The 20,920-nt window shown below is 47.7% G+C and carries 14 protein-coding genes; 2 read left to right on the top strand and 12 right to left on the bottom strand.

Features of this window, described 5'->3' with window-relative positions:
- Positions 1–126 precede the first annotated feature (126 nt).
- Both K0335_RS07650 and K0335_RS22460 read left to right on the top strand, forming a co-directional pair.
- On the top strand, positions 127–1,056 hold the full coding sequence (locus K0335_RS07650; RefSeq protein WP_000037569.1) for a sugar kinase: 930 nt from the start codon (positions 127–129) through the stop codon (positions 1,054–1,056).
- 101 nt (positions 1,057–1,157) lie between these two features.
- Positions 1,158–4,346 carry a DUF3142 domain-containing protein gene (locus tag K0335_RS22460; protein ID WP_231825789.1) on the top strand — a complete coding sequence of 1,063 codons (3,189 nt, stop codon included), beginning with the start codon at positions 1,158–1,160 and terminating at the stop codon, positions 4,344–4,346.
- 99 nt (positions 4,347–4,445) lie between these two features.
- On the opposite strand, the gene K0335_RS07665 is transcribed toward K0335_RS22460, so the two are convergent.
- The 12 genes from K0335_RS07665 to bcsB all read right to left on the bottom strand — a co-directional run bounded on the left by K0335_RS07665 (position 4,446) and on the right by bcsB (position 20,911).
- The gene (locus K0335_RS07665) at positions 4,446–5,324 is read right to left on the bottom strand and encodes a hypothetical protein (RefSeq protein ID WP_219393781.1); all 879 of its coding nucleotides are present in this window, start codon (positions 5,322–5,324) and stop codon (positions 4,446–4,448) included.
- Between the two features lie 406 nt (positions 5,325–5,730).
- Positions 5,731–6,204 carry a hypothetical protein gene (locus tag K0335_RS07670; protein WP_160193748.1) on the bottom strand — a complete coding sequence of 158 codons (474 nt, stop codon included), beginning with the start codon at positions 6,202–6,204 and terminating at the stop codon, positions 5,731–5,733.
- 46 nt (positions 6,205–6,250) lie between these two features.
- Positions 6,251–6,532 carry a hypothetical protein gene (locus K0335_RS07675; protein WP_223685632.1) on the bottom strand — a complete coding sequence of 94 codons (282 nt, stop codon included), beginning with the start codon at positions 6,530–6,532 and terminating at the stop codon, positions 6,251–6,253.
- A gap of 32 nt (positions 6,533–6,564) precedes the next feature.
- Positions 6,565–6,867 carry a hypothetical protein gene (locus K0335_RS07680; RefSeq protein ID WP_123059577.1) on the bottom strand — a complete coding sequence of 101 codons (303 nt, stop codon included), beginning with the start codon at positions 6,865–6,867 and terminating at the stop codon, positions 6,565–6,567.
- A gap of 480 nt (positions 6,868–7,347) precedes the next feature.
- On the bottom strand, positions 7,348–7,560 hold the full coding sequence (locus K0335_RS07685; protein WP_104920199.1) for a hypothetical protein: 213 nt from the start codon (positions 7,558–7,560) through the stop codon (positions 7,348–7,350).
- Between the two features lie 310 nt (positions 7,561–7,870).
- Positions 7,871–8,095, bottom strand: a complete 225-nt coding sequence (locus K0335_RS22465) for a hypothetical protein (protein ID WP_231825791.1) — start codon at positions 8,093–8,095, stop codon at positions 7,871–7,873.
- A gap of 671 nt (positions 8,096–8,766) precedes the next feature.
- On the bottom strand, positions 8,767–10,263 hold the full coding sequence (locus K0335_RS07695; RefSeq protein WP_001163170.1) for a pitrilysin family protein: 1,497 nt from the start codon (positions 10,261–10,263) through the stop codon (positions 8,767–8,769).
- Between the two features lie 221 nt (positions 10,264–10,484).
- Positions 10,485–11,771 carry a C4-dicarboxylate transporter DctC gene (gene dctA, locus K0335_RS07700; protein ID WP_219393782.1) on the bottom strand — a complete coding sequence of 429 codons (1,287 nt, stop codon included), beginning with the start codon at positions 11,769–11,771 and terminating at the stop codon, positions 10,485–10,487.
- 168 nt (positions 11,772–11,939) lie between these two features.
- Positions 11,940–13,922 (bottom strand): biofilm formation regulator HmsP, encoded by a 1,983-nt coding sequence (hmsP, locus tag K0335_RS07705; protein WP_104920200.1) that lies wholly within the window; start codon positions 13,920–13,922, stop codon positions 11,940–11,942.
- 81 nt (positions 13,923–14,003) lie between these two features.
- A complete protein-coding gene (bcsC, locus tag K0335_RS07710) occupies positions 14,004–17,477 on the bottom strand; it encodes a cellulose synthase complex outer membrane protein BcsC (RefSeq protein ID WP_219393783.1) in 3,474 nt (1,157 codons plus the stop codon).
- Positions 17,459–18,565, bottom strand: coding sequence for a cellulose synthase complex periplasmic endoglucanase BcsZ (gene bcsZ / locus K0335_RS07715; RefSeq protein ID WP_000867111.1), 1,107 nt, complete (start codon positions 18,563–18,565; stop codon positions 17,459–17,461). Before bcsZ ends, bcsC begins: the two co-directional genes overlap by 19 nt.
- 6 nt (positions 18,566–18,571) lie before the next feature.
- On the bottom strand, positions 18,572–20,911 hold the full coding sequence (bcsB, locus tag K0335_RS07720; protein ID WP_219393784.1) for a cellulose biosynthesis cyclic di-GMP-binding regulatory protein BcsB: 2,340 nt from the start codon (positions 20,909–20,911) through the stop codon (positions 18,572–18,574).
- Between the last annotated feature and the right edge of the window lie 9 nt (positions 20,912–20,920).

Consider the following 20,920-nt stretch of genomic DNA (forward strand, 5'->3'; position numbering starts at 1 on the left):
CAGTGAATTCATTGCAGAATCTGTACTGGTTCAAAAAAATAATAAAACAGCGTTTTAATATTGTTGACCATCCCCCTACCGCAGCGCACACTAGCGCTAATTTTCTTCTGAGCAGGTTGCACAACTATGTCTAAAAAAATTGCCGTCATTGGCGAATGCATGATTGAGCTTTCCGAGAAAGGCACTGATGTACACCGTGGTTTTGGTGGTGACACTCTGAATACGTCTGTTTATATCGCTCGTCAGGTTAAGGCCTCGGATTTGTCCGTACACTATGTCACCGCACTTGGCACTGACAGTTTCAGTGAGCAGATGCTGACCTCATGGCAGGGTGAAAACGTCGATACTTCACTGATCCAGCGTATGGAAAACCGCCTGCCGGGTCTTTATTACATCGAAACCGACAGCACCGGCGAACGCACCTTCTACTACTGGCGCAACGAAGCTGCGGCAAAATTCTGGCTGGAAAGCGAGCAATCTGCCGCCATTTGCCAGCAACTGGCAAAATTTGACTATCTCTACCTGAGCGGTATCAGCCTTGCGATTTTAAGTCCGGTGAGTCGCGAGAAATTGCTGACTCTACTGCGTGAATGCCGCGCCAACGGTGGCAAAGTTATTTTCGACAATAACTACCGTCCGCGCCTTTGGGCCAGCAAAGAAGAGACGCAACAGGTCTATCAGCAAATGCTGGAATGTACTGACATCGCCTTCCTGACTCTGGATGATGAAGATGCGCTCTGGGGTAACAAACCGGTTGAAGACGTGATTGCCAGAACGCATAAAGCTGGCGTGAAAGAAGTGGTTGTGAAACGCGGTGCGGACTCCTGCCTGGTTTCTATTGTTGGCGAAGCGTTGATTGACGTTCCGGCGGTGAAACTGCCGAAAGAGAAGGTCATTGACACCACCGCAGCGGGTGACTCTTTTAGCGCAGGCTATCTCTCTGTTCGCCTGACAGGCGGCAACGCTGAAGACGCTGCAAAACGCGGACATCAGACTGCCAGCACCGTTATTCAGTATCGCGGGGCGATTATTCCTCGCGAAGCCATGCCTCAGTAAACAACGCATCAATCATAGCGGAGATATTAATGGAATAATTTCTCCGCTAAATAGTTCCGCATTATACTTTCTGTTATTGATCACATGAATTGCGGGTTCAAATGCCCTCTCGCAAATGGATTTTTGCCATTTCACTCATCGTTTTTATCGGCTCTGGATATGGGCTGCTGACCCGGCTTATGCCGCAAAAAACACGCCCCCTCGATCAACAAGTCTATATCTGGCAGCGTTTGTGGACCGCGCAACATGAGGATGCACTAAAACAGAGCCGTAATCTGTTCTCAACATTACGCATTCTGGGGCTGCAAGTTCACCCTCAGGAAGGTATACGCTACACAGCCGTTAATAAAACACTTATAAAACAAGAGGGTCGCCCCGTCTGGCTGGTTGCACGACTGGACAGTCAGCTCTCCCATGTTAATCAACAAAATGTTGTGCAGAACATTGTACGAACAATGAATGAGTGGAAAGAGGCGGGTATTAAGCTGGCTGGCATTGAAATTGATTACGATGCGCCAACGGCAAAATTGGTGGAATACCAACAGTTGCTAAGAACATTGCGCCAGAATCTTCCCGCGGAATTAAAACTCAGTATTACTGCATTACCTGACTGGCTGAATTCACCACATTTGTCTTCGCTTCTGGCTAACGCCGATATTTCTGTTTTGCAGGTGCATACAGTGTTATCGCCGCAACAGGGATTATTCGACAGTAAACTGGCTGAGCGCTGGAGCACGCAATATGCACGTATTTCTCCCCATCCTTTTTACATCGCTCTGCCCGCTTACGGTTCTGCGCTGACGCGCGATAACCGTATTGAAAGCGAAGCCCCACTGTATATCGCACAAGAGTTGCTGGAGCTGAGTGTGGCGCCACAAACGTTGGCTGATTTTACCCAACAGCTGGAGCAAAAACCGCCCTCAGGGTTACTGGGATTTATCTGGTTCCGCCTCCCGCTGGCAAATGATCGCCGTTCCTGGTCCCTGTCAACCCTGGATGCCGTTATTCACCATAAACCTCTGACGCCGCGCTGGTCTTTGATAATTTCGCCACAGACTGACAAGCAACTTATTGATTTGGCCATTAAAAACAATGGTGATATTGACGCGCCATTGCCACAACAGATCGAGCTACCTGCTGCTCAATGCACATATGCTGATGGCGCAGGCCATTATCAGGCACAAACCAACGCATCCTCGTTACGTTTTATTCGCATCAGTACCAGGCAGTTGCGTGCTGGTGAAAGCAGTGCGCTGGGATGGGCGCGATGCACCCCAAATTTACAAGGAGAGTCAATGTTATCCCCTAAAATATCGCGGCTTTCCGTTGTTGTATTTCTCTCGCTAATTAACGCCAACGTTAATGCCTGTGGACCATTTATTCCCAATCATCTGTTAACTGACCGCAATAGCGCACTGCTGGAAATGCCAAATGGCAGTTTTGTCTTTGAAGTACAACAGTTGGTTAAACGCGATCCTGGTTTACCAGTATGGCAAGAAAATACGCCTGAAGAGGCAACGCAGACAGATAATGATGCTGAACCTCCTGTGCAAAATCGGGCTCTGGAACTTTATTATTCAGGAGCTAAGGATTTCCATCAGGGAAAATACGATAGCCCATACTTTCAGCAATTATTAGCCTTGCCGAAAACAGAGCAAGGAGAATGGCGTCTTGCTGCGCTATATAGTCTGGCAAGGGGGGGATTTGATGCCTCTGACGACGAGCTCGATCTTATAATCAATAAAGGCGGCTTTAATCAGCAACTTGCTGAACAGGCCATACAGCGTTATCAGCAAATCATTGAAGAAGTACGTAATGGAGCAGCCGATCCTGAATTGCTCTCTCTCGCCAGTCTCGGTCAGATTGGGCATTATTATCTGAAAAAAGGTGATGTCGTTGCGGCAGTAAAAATGTATGCCCGGCAAGCGGCCCAGGGTTCGCCCTCCGGGAAAGCGTCGCTACGGATGATTTCGCTATATCTAACCAGGGAGAAAAATTTACCACTGCTGGAGTCGGTTATTCATGATCCTCTGGTTCAGCAACTGGTAATCGCAGAGCTCTTTATTCGTCATGACTGGGGGTATGTTAGCGAAGCCTGTACTGAAGACCTTGTAGATTATACCTGTCCAACGCATCGCGACCGTTTAATTAAGTTGCTAAGTCAACACAGAGTTAAAGGATTTAGTTATAGCGATCGCCTGGCAGCACTGGCGTATCGGGCAGGAAATTATTTGTTAGCACAAACGCTGTTGCAGGATTCGCCAGAAAGTGGATTAAGCGAATGGTTAAAAGCAAAAATGGCATTACGAGCCGGAGATATTCCACTGGCAACGCGTCACTATGCTCGCGCAGCCCCGCTGTTCCCGACCGATGAAGTGTGGGGAAGTATGGACCCGGAAAGTCCTTATTATCATGGAGATAAAGTTATTATCCCATCCTGCCGTATTGCCAGTGAGAAGGCGATTTTGGCATTAAAACGCGATGATTATCTTCAGGCCACCGCATTGTTTTACCAGGCCAAAGATCTCTTTTGGGCCGATTTAGCCTGGGTTGCAGAAAACGTTTTGACCTTGCCGGAGTTACAGGCATTTGTTGAAAAAAACGTACCGGTACCTCAGCACCCTTTAAAACCTGTAGATTTAAATAATAACAATGACGGTTATTATCTTTCGCCAGATATCGTTCCAACGGATGTTAAATTACGTGCGCTATTAGGGAGACGATTAATTCGTCATGGCCAGTACCAGCAGGCCATCAATTGGTTTGATATTCCCAATTATCGCCAGGCCGCACAAAAACTGGCTGATTTAATGGCGATAGCAAAAAATAAAAACATCCCTGATAAGCAACGCGCCCAGGCGCAATACGAAGCTGCGCGGCTTTTGCGCTTCAGTGGTATCGAATTAGTGGCTTATGAAATGTATCCCGATTATGCCATTACCAGTGGGCAGTATTCAGAACCCTTTGAATACAGCAATAACGATCAGTGGATAAGTCGTAAAGAAAAACAACGTATTCACCATGCCATCCCCACCGCTGATGAGCATTTTTTGCATTACCGCTGGCAGGCCGTAGCGTGGGCAGAAAAAGCCGCTGATTTATTGCATCCAAAAACTCAATCCTGGGCCGCAATATTATGTAATGCTAACAGCTGGATAAAATTTCGCGACCCGGCATTAAACCATGTGCTCTGGCAACGCTATGTGCAGAATGGAAAAGCATTTCCATGGGCTGCCAGTTTTGGTCAAGATTGTCCAGAACCTGTTTTTACTGCGGTAATAAAGAGATGAAATTGTAAGGTGCCAGGATTGTAGACAAAGTGCGCTTTTTTTATGCCGGATGTGGGCCCAATTAAAACACTTTATCAGGTCTGGAAAATCGTGCAAACTCTACTCGAATAATTTAGAGGATAGATTGTTTTTATTCCTGATATCTGCCATCAATGTCCAGACATTACTATCGTAATGGTTATATCCTTGTATGTTAAGATAATTTAACTTTCCCATGTTGCGTAAAAAACTTATTTTACCATCAACTATTTTTGTATTTTCAGTAATATTTAATCGTTCTAAATTTTTGAGATTAATTAATGACGATATACCTGAAATATCTCCCATCTTTGATAAACCAAGTCTTTTTATTGTTGCCAGTTGACTTATCTCAGAGATTAATGAATCTTCTAATTTTTTGCATGCCGATATCGAAATTCTTTCAATATTAATTAGTTCTTTTAAAAATTTTGTATCAGTTGTCCTTGTCAATCCTGAAATTATAATTTCTTTTAATGACTCAATAAAACCTAATGCAGGCAGTGCCGGAATATTACTATTTTTGAACTCTATTGATTGCAGAACTGAACTACATACTTCATGTTCTTTTTTTTCTTTAAAATCAAGTAATAAAATTTTTTTCAAACTATTATGATTAAAAATATTATCCACACCGTTACGCCTAATTAACACAGCTTCCTCAAGTTGTGGGAGATTGGATAAATCTATCCTTATGGTATCATCATTTAATAGATGCAGGCGTTGCAGTTTATTGAACGAGTATAATAATTCAATATCTTTTACATTATTACTTGGTATGTGTATTTCCTCGAGAAAATCTAATTTAGTCAGTACTGCCAAATCATTTACTGCTAATGACAGTACTATTCCCTTGACACCATTTTTTCGCATTAATTCATTAAGATGGTTTATATCATCATGTGGTTCATAGAGATAAACACTATTTCCCCATGAGCCATAAGATTTTATCTTACGCATAAATTTACCATTATCAGATAAAATTAAATGTTTTCATTTTCAGAAACTTATTTTATTAAAATCACCGTGCGGAAATCTTTCCATTTATAACAAAAAATACGTTGTCGCGGAAAAAATTATTACAACGCTCAATTTCGTGTAAAAAAGTAGTTTTCACATTATGGAATAAAATTACCCATTGGGCAAGCTTACAACAGCCAACACCTGGCAAGGAATGGTGTAAGATTGTCTCTGTCCATGGCAGAGATTCTGAACATAAACGCGCCTTATTTAGTACAATAGACGGACTTATTATGTGGCGAATAACCACTTGTTGTGCCGTTTAATTTAGGAAGGGAAATGTTTTCGGTCAGAGTAAATATTGCAATGATATGTTCTCTATTTTCCCCATCATACTAAAAATTTGTCAAACCGATACCCACCAGGGAGGGCAACTATGCTCCACGCCATAAAACTTTTTCTCAGCATAATGATAGAAGTAAAGATCATTATCGGTAATATCCAGTCCAAATTTATAATATGCGCAACTTTCATGGAGTAAAAAATGAAGTAACTTATCAGATGGAATAATAAATCCTCTGACTCTCATATGGGTATCTATAGTTGGTGTAAAAAAAAGAATATCTGATGGTGAAGCTACTTTCTGAAAGAAAAGTTCTTGGATAAATATCAACCCAGCATGATGGTCATAAGAAAAATCGTCTTCAAACGTATTTTTTAATGTATAATAATTCAAGGTATAATTGTTATTTACCAGTATGCTCTCCATAGATTCTACAGAAAGACCTTTTTTATATGGCACGGTTAAACCATGACTAATAAATGGGAAAAGGTTGTTTATCGCTTTGTTAAGGTCTGAAGTATTGAGTTCGATTATCATTTCACACTCTGTTTATCAGAAAATACTTTCAATAACCCAATGAGAACTAATCACCATCAAAAATAACAACTTCATGATTTTTGCTTGCAGTCAAAAGAAATCTAATAAATTTAACAAATTCTTCATTATTATTATCGCGAAGATAATCTATTACTATTTTTTGATGTTCAGGATAAAGAATGGTTTTACCATAACAGTCGATATATACGCCTGTCTTTGATCGCAAGTAGATAAAAGCATCATCAAGCATACTGATAGTTTTATCTTTTAACTGGATAGACGGTTCACAACCACATTTGTCTGAAAAATAAGAAACGTCAAGCATCATTTAAACTCACAAGAAGATATCATTAAATGAAATTAATTTTTAACCAAAAATACATCCGCGACTTTTCTTGGTACTTCGTAAATCTCGAACCCCTCGTATTTTGTCATCCATTCTTCAGGGGCGGTATCGAAAAGGAACTGAACGCCACCCATTGAAACGATACATCCATCGGTTACATTAGGTTTTTCCAATTCAAAAACAACACTCCATGCATTATTTTGCCAGTCAGTTTGCTCATCTGGAAATCTGGAGACGGAATAGTATCTACCGATGGGAGGAGCGCTCCTTCTACCACCTTCTTTTTCTGTAAGCCAAACAACCTTTGCACGATACATATGTTCTCTCTTATTAATTAAGTATGAATTATATATGTAATCATAAATAGAGTTTTATTGCTTAGTACAAGTTATTTTATGTGCTCCATAAAATTATTAAACATCACCATTAGTGAATCATAAGTATAGAATTCATTTCGCTGATTTAATTTATAGTCACCCGTTTCAACGCATATAACCTCTGACATACAACTTAAATCATCCCAAACGGTAAACCTGGCAATATAGTTATCATTTTCAAAATCAATCACTATGCTGGTTGATAATGTATTGTTATTGCAACTAACATTATGCTCGTAATTTTCCTGCACCCATAAAATAAACTTCACAATAATACATGGCTGATTCTGGAAGTTTGAAACTTTGATCATAAAAGAAGTCCCTGAAGCCGTGGGTAGGATGAATCAACCGGTGGTAAAAACATATCCACTTCGTTAAGCAACTTTGCACAATAACGATCAATTACGGCTCTAGATACTATTAAACCGTCAGCAGGTTTCTCTCTTGCAAGATAGAGAAAGAAAATACAGACATTATTTTAATAATAGTACCCAAAGTGAGATTTTTAATCTGAACTGCATTAAGCCATGTCTTGCCATTTGCCAAAACTTCTTTGAATGCTATGCGCGTTGCATTACGAGCCGCCTCTTCCAGTACAGAGATGTAGCCGCTTTTGACCCTTTTCGAAGTCATGGAAGGTTACCTCACAATCTAAGATACTTAATTTATAGTATAATTAAATATCGCACTGATATTTTTTATATAAATCTATTTCAGCCAACACATATTCACTAAAAACAAATTTAGTTTTCTCTATTTCGCGACCTTCGGTATAACAATATACATAAGGATCATCATCTTTTTCAATAAAAAACAATGCTGAATAGCCCTGATGCAATAAAAACGAGAACATACTATAAGGAACATCAATATTATTATCTTGCATCAATTCAATTGTGCATTCATTTATATCATCAATGTCTTTAAATAAGATATCTGTACCTTATTTAAAATTACCAGCGCTTTCACCAAGTAAAGATAAAAATATTTTATAAAATAGCGGTAATTCCCCGTATTTATTCTCTAATTGTTGTATCTGATCAATAGTACATCCTTTAACGACCAATTTCTTAGACTCTATAATAGAAATGAGTTTGTTTAATTCATCGATATACACTGACCTTTCCACATTATTCCTATGGTTCATAACGTAGTTTTGTTTTTTCATTTTCTTTATAATCCTGATATATCATTTTACTTGTGTGAAATTCCTATTGATCAGGCAGTGAAGACGAGCGATCGCATGATCGTTGCCAGGCGCAGTACCAAGTCTCAAGGACACGAAACTACATTGCTGTTGTCGATAAAGAATAAATTTTTTATGTAATGCTGGGAATTTTTTCCGAGCCTGATGAATATAATCATCGTAATTAATGGTTATTTTATCTCCTTCTATTAGATCATAACTTCCTTCCTTATCAATTTGTATCAGTTTATTTTCCGCTTTTTTCTGTTTATTTTAATAAGAATGCGCTTTTATGAAATTTATCATTTAGGGTCATATATTTTCTCTTTTTTAGAAATACAGAACGCGTTACTTGATATATACCGGAGTCCAGAGTGATATGAACAATATGCTTAATAAGTATATTTTCATAATAGGCTTATTAAAAATTTACTGTAGTACACTTAACTTCTGCAACAGTCGCGAAGACCAGTACCTTTATATTGTATTCAGCAAATAAATCACATAACTCACTTTGTGCTGAGTTTATGCGAATTATTTATGATTAGCCGCACGCTACCGCTGTGCCCGTAAAAATATGAGAGGGTATATAACGCTAACTGATTAATTACCATTAAACCCGGTAGCATGGGAAAATGCTACCGGGCTTGTTATTACTGTGCTGGCGGAATATCTGAAACTTCCGGATGCACGTCATCTGTCTCAACAGCGGCGGGAGCGGCTGCTGGTTTCGGTGCCATAATTTGATCCCACGTCGCTTGCAGCTCCTTCATGTTGTATTCCGGCTCACCTTTAGGTTGCAACAGAATCAATGCCATTTCTCGGGAGAGCTGCTGACGCAGATCCTGATTCAACATTTCAACAGTCAGGCTATTAAGGAAATCCTGGCGCAGTTTCTGATACTGCTCCGGCGCGATATCCACCACCTGGTTTTGCAGCGAACGCATCCGCTGACTCATTAAAATGTCGGTATCAGCACGCGCATAAGTAGCAAACAGCTTCTGCAGTTCAAGTTTCTTCTGCGCCACCAGCGCATTAAATTCCTCTTCTGGCAGACCATTGTCGCGTACTTTTGCCAGTTCGCGGGCAACCGTGTTCAGATTCGCATTCAGTTTATCATTGGGCGATTCAATATTGATTGCACACTGGGCGCGAAGGTAAAGCACCCGACAGTCAAAGCCGAGTCCGATATCTTTACTGTTGTTTTTGCTCAGCATTTGCTGAACATGCCAGAACAGCGCTTCACGGGCGAGATCCGCACGCCAGTAACGCTGTAGGGCCGAAGACTCACGGATCGGCTGCCATGGGTTATCCCACATGATCGACAACCGGTCATCGCGTACAGCATTGGTCATAATACTGACCGCTTCTGCCCGCAGAGGGGAAAGAGTCGGTACAGGAGCTGGGGTTTGACGTTTACCTTTCAGTTCGCCAAATGTCTTGTTGATTTGCTCCGCGACAGAACGCGCATCAACATTCCCCACCACAATGAGCGTCATCGCATCCGGGGTGTACCACTTTTGGTAGAACTCATGAATTTTCTCTGCATCAACCGGCTGTTTCAGCGGATCTGCCGGATCATGCCCTAACAGCGTTGATCCTTTAAGCCGATAGCGCCACCAACCTTCTTTGGTATCCAACGGCCAGGTTGCCACCATATCCTGGCTTTGCAGTGCATGTGCCACCGTTTCGGGCGTCACTTTTAAGTTGCCAGAGATATTCGCCAGATACGACAACGCTTCTTTCAGTAAGTCGTTGCGATTATTTGGCAGACTAAGATTAAACAGCGTGGAATCGTATGAGACGATTACCGGCGGCATGGGGCGTTTAGGATCAACCCCCTGCTGCCACAATGAACGGGCCTGTGCGGTTTCAAGACCGCCATTTTGTGTCAGCGCAATACGTGGAATGGCATGGCTATAACCGCTCTGTTGGGTACTTTCGGCGAGCGAACCGGTATTTACCAGCAGACGGACCTCAATGCGGTCACTTGGTCGCTGGGGCGTGGCTAACACTTGCCACTGTAAACCATTAGAGAGCGTCCCCTGTTGCCATGCCGGGTCAGGCTGGAGCGCATCTGCCTGCACATAGCCAGCAGTGGCCATCACCAGCAAACCGCCCGCTAAAAGTCGAATTTTTGTGCCCTGCATGTGAACCCCTGATCAACATTCCTGGTAATAAAAGACTGGCCGGATGTGGTCAGCCTGAATATGACGTTAAAAACACTTCGTGTTAGACCGCAAGAACATGAAAATGTCACGGAAGAAGTGAAATAAACCCGAATTCTCCCAGGAGGTGAATTCGGGCACAGGGGTCAATTATGCGCAAACACCCGCACTCGTGGAAGGGAATGCGGGCATAAGTGGTGAGATTAAGAGGATAATTCGTGCGTTTTGCCATCCGGCGCACGATTATTCAGCACATCGTCCAGTTTTTTGTGGTCCAGTTCTTTCACCCACTTCGCAACAACGATGGTTGCTACGCCGTTACCGACCAGGTTAGTCAGCGCACGAGCTTCTGACATGAAGCGGTCGATACCAAGAATTAGCGCCAGACCCGCTACCGGCAAATGGCCCACCGCAGAGAGCGTCGCCGCCAGCACGATAAAGCCACTGCCCGTTACCCCGGCAGCCCCTTTGGAAGAGAGCAACAACACAATTAATAGCGTGATTTGGTGGACGATATCCATCTGACTGTTAGTGGCCTGGGCGATAAACACCGCCGCCATTGTCAGGTATATCGATGTGCCATCAAGGTTAAACGAGTAGCCTGTCGGGATGACCAGCCCCACCACCGATTTCCGGCAGCCAAGTTTCTCCATCTTATCGAGCATACGCGGCAGCGCCGACTCGGAAGAAGAAGTCCCCAGTACAATTAGCAGTTCTTCACGGATGTAGCGGATAAATTTGAAGATACTGAAACCGGTCGCTTTGGCGATTGAACCTAATACCAGCACCACAAACAGGATACAGGTGATGTAGAAGCAGATAATCAGCTGCCCCAGTTGCATCAGTGTGCCGACGCCGTATTTACCGATAGTAAACGCCATTGCCCCGAACGCACCAATAGGTGCCAGACGCATGATCATATTGATGATGCCGAAAATGACCTGCGAGAAACTTTCGATAACGTTAAAAATCAGTTGGCCTTTGCTGCCCAGACGGTGAAGCGCAAAACCAAACAGTACGGCAAACAGCAGCACCTGCAGAATGTTACCGCTGGCAAATGCGCCAATGACGCTCGCCGGGATGACATCCATAATAAAGGCGACAATGCCCTGATCTTTCGCCTGATCGGCGTAAACCGCTACCGCTTTCGCATCAAGCGTTGCCGGATCGACGTTCATTCCGGCACCAGGTTGCACGACGTTAACGATGATAAGACCAATAATCAGCGCGATGGTACTGACAATCTCAAAGTAAAGCAGTGCAACGGCACCGGTACGGCCAACCGCCTTCATGCTTTCCATGCCTGCAATACCGGTTACCACAGTACAAAAGATGACAGGAGCGATGATCATCTTGATGAGCTTAACGAAGCCGTCGCCAAGCGGTTTCATTTGCTCGCCTATTTCAGGATAGAAATGGCCAAGGAGAATACCAATGGCTATCGCTGTCAGGACCTGAAAGTAAAGGCTTTTAAACAGAGAGGTTTTCATAGGGTGTCCTTTAGTAAAACCACAGGTCTTGTAAGGTTATGGGGTACCTGCGGCCCTAAAATAACACCAACACAACATATCAGAAATGTACCTGGATCATACTTGAAACAAGAATGTTAAAAAATTTGATCTGGCTCGCATAAGCCAGACCTTTTTAAAGTTTTGTAATCAGTCCAGGTAACGTTCAGCGAACAAATCTATTGGCACAGCTCGCGCAAACAGGAAGCCCTGAGCGATACCCACTCCCGCCTTCGCCAGCCAGTCGCGTTGCGCTTCTGTCTCCACACCTTCAGCAATCATTTCCAGGCCCAGGCTTTGCGCCAGCATAATGATGGCGCGGATCATGCTGTCATCATCAGGTAAGCCTTCAACAAACATCTTGTCGATTTTCAGGACATCGACAGGTAGTGATTTCATATGCTGTAACTGACGAAGCCCGGCGTAGCCCATACCAAAATCATCCAGCGCAATACGCACTCCGGCGTTACGTAACGGACGCAGGATAGCTACAGCAGCATGTGGGTCGTCAATACGGCGGCTTTCTGTCACTTCCAGAATTAACATGCCCGGTTGTACACGGTAGCGGCTCAGTAACCCAAGCAGCTCTGGCACCATATTCGGGTGCATTAATTGCAGAGCAGAAAGATTCACCGATAGCGGCATATTTATCCCGCGTTCCTGCCAGGCAGAAAGCAAGCGACAAGACTCCTCCAGCACCCACTGGCCCACAGTGACCATTAGCCCACAAGATTCAATGCGCTCAATAAGGCCATCAGGCAATTCCCAGCTTCCATCTGGCTGTTGCATCCGCAATAAAACTTCGGCGCTCAGCACCTTACCGCTGGTCATATCAACCTGCGGTTGTAACCAGAGAGCAAACTGATGATTTTCAAGAGCATTGAGAATATCGCTCTCTTCGGTCAGCCGTTGCTGGGCGGCTTCCATCTGTTTTGGTTCAAAGAACTGAATTTGATTTTTGCCCTTACGCATTGCGGTAAATGCTGCCGAAACCGCATGACCATATAGTTGCTCAGCGCTTAAATCACCATGCAACATCGCCACACCGATGCTGCCGCTGGGGCGCAGTTGGATAGATTCAATCGGCAGGCGTTCATTCATGATAGTAAGTACTTGCTGACCTAAAGTAATAGCATGCCATGGCTCCTGTACACCGTTGGCGATCACCGCAAAGTCATAACCGCTGATTTGCGCCAGTACCATGCGTGGCGACAACACTGACTTCAACTTCTCCACCAGCGTGAGTAGCAGGATTTCCCGTTGCGCTTCTTTCAGCACACCCGCAGTATCACGTAGCGTTTCACAAGTGATAATCATCAGTGCGGTGGTTTGTTTACGCGCTACCACCTGTTCCAGCATTTCCATTAGCAACGCTTTGTTTGGCAAATCAGACACCGGGAAGCGCAGCGCGTTTTCGCTTTGCTCTTCATAATGGCGTTGCATAAGTTGCTGATTAAGGTTGTAACTGCGTACCAGTAAACCGATTTCATCGTCATGGTGAAGCCGTGGTAACGCCAACTGGTGACCAATCAGTTCCTGTGGCGGAATGGCGTTAAGTTCACGCGCGATATTACGTAAAGGATGTAAAATCAGTCGATTAATGCACCAGCTGATGGCGACGGTCAGGATAAGCGACAAAAGTAAGTAAATGGTCACTAACGTAGATAAGGTGCTCATCACAAACTTGTACATGCGGAAGGAGTCCGCCTGTAATACCAGATAAGCAATCGGCTGCGGGTTAGCCGGGCGTTCCAGCGAGTAAACGCCCAGCGAGATTTGTACCGGTAGCTCAAACAGCCGAGTGACCATTACCGGCACCGGGCGTTCAGGGATAAAGCTCTTACGCAGCGCCTGAAACTGATTAGGCAGCACCACATCAGCGCGACTGACCACGCCAGCAGGTTTGATACTTGAGAGAATGGCCTCCGCCTGGGGAATATCACCCTTGAGAATGGCGGAGGATAAAGGTTCGCGGACAGAGCGAGCAATGCTTTCCAGTTGCGTAGCCGTGTTATAGCGATTCTGCTGGACCAGGTGGAACAGCAAAACGGTGCAAAAAACAAAGACAAACACCAGGACAACGGCCGCAACCACTGCCATCTGCTTGATTGTTAACGAACGACTAACGCGCAAATTGTCTCCCTCCGGAAATCCCAGACTGCCGCCCGAGTATACCTGATCGTAGCGGCATTAAGAGAGGCGCTATCTGAAAACTTACCAGTCGGCGTAAGGTATCAGCGGCTGCGGCGGTAAATCCATGTCACCCTGCCATCCGGCGGCTGAATACCGCACGTAGAGCAGGAAGTGGCTGGGCGTGTAATCCTTCGCTTGCTGGATATCAATTGCCGTACCGACAAACCAGTTGGATGTGACGCGACGCTCAAGTAATGCCCGCGCCGTATAGCCAAAGCCCTGACTGCTGCCGCCATCGTTGGATTGCCGCGCAGCTTCTTCCTGCCAGTCAGTCGGGATCAGATTCATCAGCGGATACCGCGGCATGGTTTTGGTGCGCGAATGCGACCACGAGCCTGAAGCACCAAGTTCCCACGACCAGTTTTCCGTCCGCTCACGCCACATCACCGGCACTGCAAATGACAGGTATTCCTGTGGACTGTAGTAGCCGCCCTGACCAAGTGAGTACCCACTCAGGTCTTTGTCGTAATGCCAGATCATGTTGTTCAGGCCGATTGTCACACGGCGATTATTCTGGTTGATGATCTTATAGTAATAGCCCGTCATCCAGCGCACGCGCCAGTTATCTTCGACATTTTTACCGGTTAACTGGTCGCCGCTAAGCGATGCCCAGACGCCGTTTGCTTCACCTTTATCGTAACTCAGGCTTAGTCCTACGCCGTCGGCACGCACGCCGCCCCATTTTTTCCCGGTATTGCTCGGGGAGTCTTTTTGCCCGCCAAAGGCCAGCAAAGAACTGGAGATGGGCCGACGATGGGCGTTAACGGTGTAACCAATCGGCCCGATATCATCGCTGTAACTAATGCCGCCAACCACATCCACCACGTTGAAGCCCATCGGCGTGGTGCCGATATCCCAGCTCCAGGTGTCGTTGCGCCAGCCGACCGCCACGCTGGCACCAGAATCCGACTGGCTGCGGTTGCCACTACAGTCGTGCAACGTACAGGTGCCCCAGTTGTCATTCCATTTGCCATCGGCATTAGTGGAGAAACTGCCGACGTTCATATTGACGAAATCACTGCGAAAGAACATCCGCCCGTCAGAATATGGCGAGTCCACCTGCAACATAGTGGTGTGCGCTTTCAGATCGGAGTAACCACCGGTGCCGCTTGATCCCCAATAATCATGCTCAAGGGTGACGTTAAGATCCTGCTGGCGGTAGAGATCTGCCGCATCGCTGCGCACGCCGCGTTTCAGCCAGTCATCTTTCTCGTCGTTACGGGTCAGCCGGGTAAAGGTGTCGTTATCCTGCGGACGCGTCGTGGTCACACCGGATGCAACCATCGCGTCTTTGTAGGTTTCCAGCGCCTGCGTTGGATCGCCCGCCTGCGCTTCAAACCTCGCACCGTCGCGCAGTACCATCGCGCTTTCCATCGACGGAGGCTGAGATTTTGCCTGCGGGATCAGCTTGTTAAACGTCTGCTGCGCCGCTGCGGTATCGCCAAGCTGCGCCTGCGCCAGCGCCACGCGCCGCTGTGTGTTCAGAGAGGCGTTATCGGTGGCGGGCAGTTTCGCCAGCTGGCTACGTGCCGCCGCTTTGTCACCGGCAGCAATATCCACTTCCGTCAGACCAAGAATGGCATCGGCGTTAGTTGGCTCCCGCGTCAGGACATTCTGATATGCAGCGCGGGCGGCGGCGTAATCACGTCGTTGTTGCGCCCAGTCAGCCAGCGTCAGATCAATACGCGAGGAAGGCGGTTGCTGGCGCAGCATCGCTTCTGCTTCTGCCTCTTTACCGCTTTCTCGCAGGCGATTAGCGGTTTCCAGCACCTGATCGCTTTGCAGTCGATTAACCAGCTCCTGAATATTGCTGTTCCACTGCGCGCGCGGCAGGCTGTTGATATGCGCCAGTGCCGCTCTGTCCTGGTCGTGACCTGAGAGATACAGCCCGTAAGCGTAAACCTGCTCGGGGTCGTTCGGCTTCTGCTGCGCCAGATTGCGCATTAACGTATCGGCCTGGCTGCGTTGTCCGGCCTGCCAGAGATCCTGCGAAAGTCGGTAAGTAATCCACACGCTGCCGGGGTCCAGCGCCAGTCGTTGCCGCTGAAGTGCTGCTGCCTGCCCCCATTTGCCCTGGTTTTCCAGTGCCTCTGCCTGCTGTGCCAGACGATCGTTTTGCAGGCTACGTTCGATATCATCAATGCTGCGCCGCTGGCTGACAGAGAGCGAAGCGATATACGCTTCGGCTTTTTCTGGCGACTGCTGGCGGTAAATATTCGCCAGCCCGCGCACGGCGTTAGTGTTGCTACTGTCCATACGCAGCGTCTGCTGGTAATAGCGTTCAGCGGCGGGATAATCTTTGCGCGCCATCGCCACATCGCCCAGCCCCAGCACTGCATAGCTGTCGGTGTTATCGACATTACGCGCCTGCTGGAACAGGCGTTCTGCCCGGTCAGGATTATTGGCTTTCAGCGCGGCATCACCCTGCTGGATCGCCAGCCAGTAGCGGTTTACTTTCAGCAGACTGTTCCATTTGTCGTTGTTGCTGCTGTGCGGATCCAGGGCGAGGGCTTTTTCCAGATTCGCCACCGCATTGGCGCGATCGCCTTTCTGAGAATACGCCTGGCCCAGCGCCCCCAGTGCCTCACTGTCTTTCGGGTTCGCCCGCACTGCCTGTTGTAGTTCGGGAATGGCTTTACCCGCCATGCCAGAGTCCACTGCCGCTAAACCTTGCACACGAGCGCGGAAAGCAGGGTCGTCCAGCTGTTTTTGCTGTTCTGCCAGTTGCGATTGCGCAGCAGCTACGCTGTCGCCATCGCTAAAGATAGAGAGATATTTTTTCAGCGCCTGCACGCTGGCATCGCTGACAGGCATGTCTTTAATCTGCCCGTACCAGATTTTAGAGGCTCCCTCGCGCCCGGCGTTCGATTTCGCCATCTGCTCCAGTACAGCAAAACCTTCATCACGGCGATCGCTACTAAACAGCAATAGCGCCAGATTGTTTTGCAGGCCTGTATTGCCTGGCGTATCCGCATTAATGCGTTTTAGCTGATTAATCGCTTCGCCACGGCGAGCCGGAATTTTCGCCACCGTACTCCAGTACTCGACGGCAATGTCACCTTCCGGCGGCGCACCGTTGAACAGCTTGTTGTAACTCGCCACAGCTTCTTCTGCATGACCGGTAGTCGCCTGCAATCTTGCCTGTTGCAGTGCCTGACGACCATCCGGCGTAGACAGTAACATTGTGGTCCGCGACGATTTATACGCATTTGAACTCGGCGCTAACTGTGACAACCGATCAAGCTGTTTTTGCGCACCATTAATATCGCCCTGACGTAACAGAGAACGAAAACGGGCAGCAATCACTTCCGGGTTATTCGGATCGATAAGCTCCAGCCGATACAACGACTGCTGCACCAGGTCTTCACGATGTGTCGCTTCGCCCAACCGTACCTGTTCCAGTAACTGTTGTTGAGCGGTTGGTGCCGCCACTGCCAGCGGCATCAGCGTAAGACCAAGCGAAAGAGTGAGAAAATTTAGTGTGAATTTGCGCATTCCTGGCCCCAGTCAGGTAATAACTCACCTTTTGAAGAAAAACGAAAACGGTGCTGATCCCAGCCCTGTCCGAACAGAGTCAGCACATAGTTGTAATAGGCATCGCTGCCGGGAAAATTATCGGCGACACGTTGACGCTGAACAGACTGCGCATCGCGGTTTTGTAAAAAGGGCAGCATAGCGGCAGAAAAACCGACCGGTCCTTTACCCTGCGCTTTCCCCGTAGCTACATCGACTTTTTCCGGCGGATAACCATTTTTCTCAGTAAATGTCGCCATCGGTTTAAATCGGTTGAGCATCCGCGCTTTTTGCGGATCGCTGTCAGGCATCATGCCTACCCACATGTAAACGCGGATCGCGTCGTAGCTGCTGATCAATGTTTTTTCAGCTTTTAGCTGCCAACCTTTGTCTTTCTCATAACGCACCCAGTCTGGTGAAAAGCCTTTCGGGGCGGTTTCCAGCAATAAACGTTGATTGGTTTCGCGCAGCGTGGTCCACGGCGCACCAAAGCGGGTGAAATACTGCGCCAGCGTCGGCGGCAGGTAGCTGGGGTTAAAACGCCAGCTGTTATCCTCAGCAAATCCCACTTTGCCCGGCAACAACATGGAACCCAGCCCAGGCACCGTCACCACTTCCTCCCGCGCGATACGTTTTAGCAACGCGCTGCCGATGTCGGTATAACGCTGCTCTTTCCACAAACGCCCCGCCTCCAGCAATGACCAGGCCATCCAGACATCACCATCGGAGGCCGAATTACTGTCCAGCACTTCCCACTTACTGTTCTCTTTCTTGCCCCACAGCCAGGCGGGCAAACGTTCTTTTAAAGAACCCTGAGCGAGATTGTTCTGCGTCCAGTCGAGAAGATTATCGAAAGCTGCACGGTCGTTAGCCGCCAGGGCAAAGAACATGCCATAACTTTGCCCTTCGGAGGTGGTGATTTTGCGCGCGTCGCTGGGGTCAATGACGCGCCCTTCCTGACTGATATAATCCTTTTTGAACTGCTCCCAGGCAGGCCAGGTACAGGCCGCCTGAACACTAAAGGCAGCCAGCATCAGTATCATCACGATTCCACAACGCATAACTTTCATTTTCTATTACTCATGATCCGGGTTAAGACGACGACGGCTGATAATACGCAGCAAACGCCACAGTACCCAGGCCAGCAACACGACGCTGATTGCCGCCAGCACCGCCAGCAGAATCGGATGATTTGCCAGCGCATACCATAAGCGTTCGAACCACGGCAGATGACCAACGTAATAGACGTCGCCAACACGCAGGCTGTTCACACCAGATTCACGAATCACCGCTACCGAACCAAACATGGTGGCGCGTTTGCCGCTATCGTTCACCGCATCGTTAAGCATTTCATAACCGCGTGGGCTGTCTGCCAGTAGCGCAATCACGCTGCGCTGGCCGTTATACGGCGACTGGAAGCCAATCACCGCCGCCATCGCACCAGAAGAGGTCAGCGTTGACTGGGTTTCTGCCGCGCGATCACTCTCGTCCGGCACAATGCCGGGGAACGGGGTCTGGCGCATCGGCGTTTTCACCCAGCTTTCGGTAGCCTGCACCAACAGGTCGATCTGCTTGTCGTCTTTTAATTTGTCCGGGATACCACCGACGATCATGATGTCGGCATCTTTGCCCTGAATGGTGCTGCCATCATCGGTCACCGTCAGGTTAATCGCCGGGAAGCCCGTCTGTGCGCCGATAAAACCAACAGTATTCAGCAAGGTTTCCATCTGTGCTTCGTTTGGCGTTTTCGGCATCACGGTGATGGTTTGCGACAGATCCGCCATCCGGCTGAACGGGAAGCCCGCGTTAGCAAAGGCGCGCAGATCCGGCATCGGGATGAAGTGGTAATACTTCGAGAAGTCGATGGTGGAGTCATCACCAATCACCACATGATTCTGCACCGGCTGGAAGGTAATGCAGTTATCCACCGAACCGCCCGGCATCGGGTTCATATACTCAAAGTCGAAACGCAGCTGGTTGGTCGCGCCCAGTTTCAGCGCCGGAATAGAGACATCCGTTTTGCCATCCAGCAGACCTTGTAATACCGGAATACGCAGCAGCAGGCGGTTCGCCTCCTGTTTGCTGCTCAGGTTGAAGGATTGCAGGAACTGGTTATTCAGGCTGATATCCATCCGCGAGCTGTCTTTCACCGGCGGCATGGTATAGCGGTAATTAATATCCATATCAATGCCGGTACTGCGCATCAGGTAGAGATCCGGCGGCAGGTTTAGCGAAACATTAATCGCTGCTGGCTCAAGACCGCTGGATTGTAACTGTTCTTCATAGGTTTTCAGTTCACCAAAGGTGACCGGACGATCGGTACGCACCCAGTTCGGCGCATCGTACGGCTTACGCGGTAGCAGCGGTTTCACTTCATTCACTACCACGCTTTCACCACGGAACAGAATGTTACCCTGAGCGATACCTTTCGCTGCCTGCAACAGGTCTTTGTCGTCACGACCAAACACCACCAGCAGTTTGACGTAAGGATTCTGCGGATGGTTAATCATCTCAATCACCGGGGCTTTTACCGCCGGATGATCGCGCAGGAAGTCCGGGCGTTTGTCATTAGTGGCAAAAACAATGGCATTGCGATCCGGCAGTTGGTTATAGAGCACCGGGAAGTTCTGTCCACGCCAACCAGAACGCGAACCAAACCACGAGGCGACAATAGCTGATGCTTGTTGCAATCCAGTATCTGGCGCACCCGCAAAGACCATCGGTAAGGTGTTGGTGCGGTTATCACGCGGGTCAAAGAATGGCACCGGGAAGTGTGACAGGTCATTCTTCACATTCAGGGTCTGATAGGTCAGATCCAGTCCACTGCTACGTCCAACATCCAGCCAAAGCGTGGTGCTGGCCGGGTTTTCGCATACGTCCTGATAATGGCCGACAAACTCCAGCCGCACACGGTTGAAGTCGGTAATAAACAGAGGGTTAATGGGTATTTGCGCAAGCGTCTTTTTACCCAGCTGTTCTTTGGTCACTGGCAGCACGCCCATCAGTTCATCATTGAGATAAACTTTTAACTGTGACTGGACAGGCAGTAACGATGGCGATGGCGTGTATTCGAGGTTAAGCATCGCTTTCGTTACTACTTCATCGCTGCGCATACCAAACTCAATGCTGCCGTTCGGGTTGATACCACGTAGCACCATGCTACCCGGTGGCGGTGCTATTTGCGCGAACGACAATTTGACATCGCGCGACGGGCCGTTCTGCGCCACGATGGGGGCATCCGCTCCCTGCACACCTGGCATCACCTGCCCTACCTGCGGATTTTGCTCCGCCTGGGCGGGTACAGCTGGCTCAGCATTGATCAGTGGTTGCGTTGCTGGCATCGCCTGCGTCATGAAAGAGGGGAACGCACTCATTCCCATAGCCACTGCACAAATCCAGAATAGTTTTCTTTTCATCGCGTTATC

It is taken from the genome of Escherichia sp. GZ89, assembly GCF_019366485.1.
Taxonomy (GTDB): domain Bacteria; phylum Pseudomonadota; class Gammaproteobacteria; order Enterobacterales; family Enterobacteriaceae; genus Escherichia; species Escherichia fergusonii.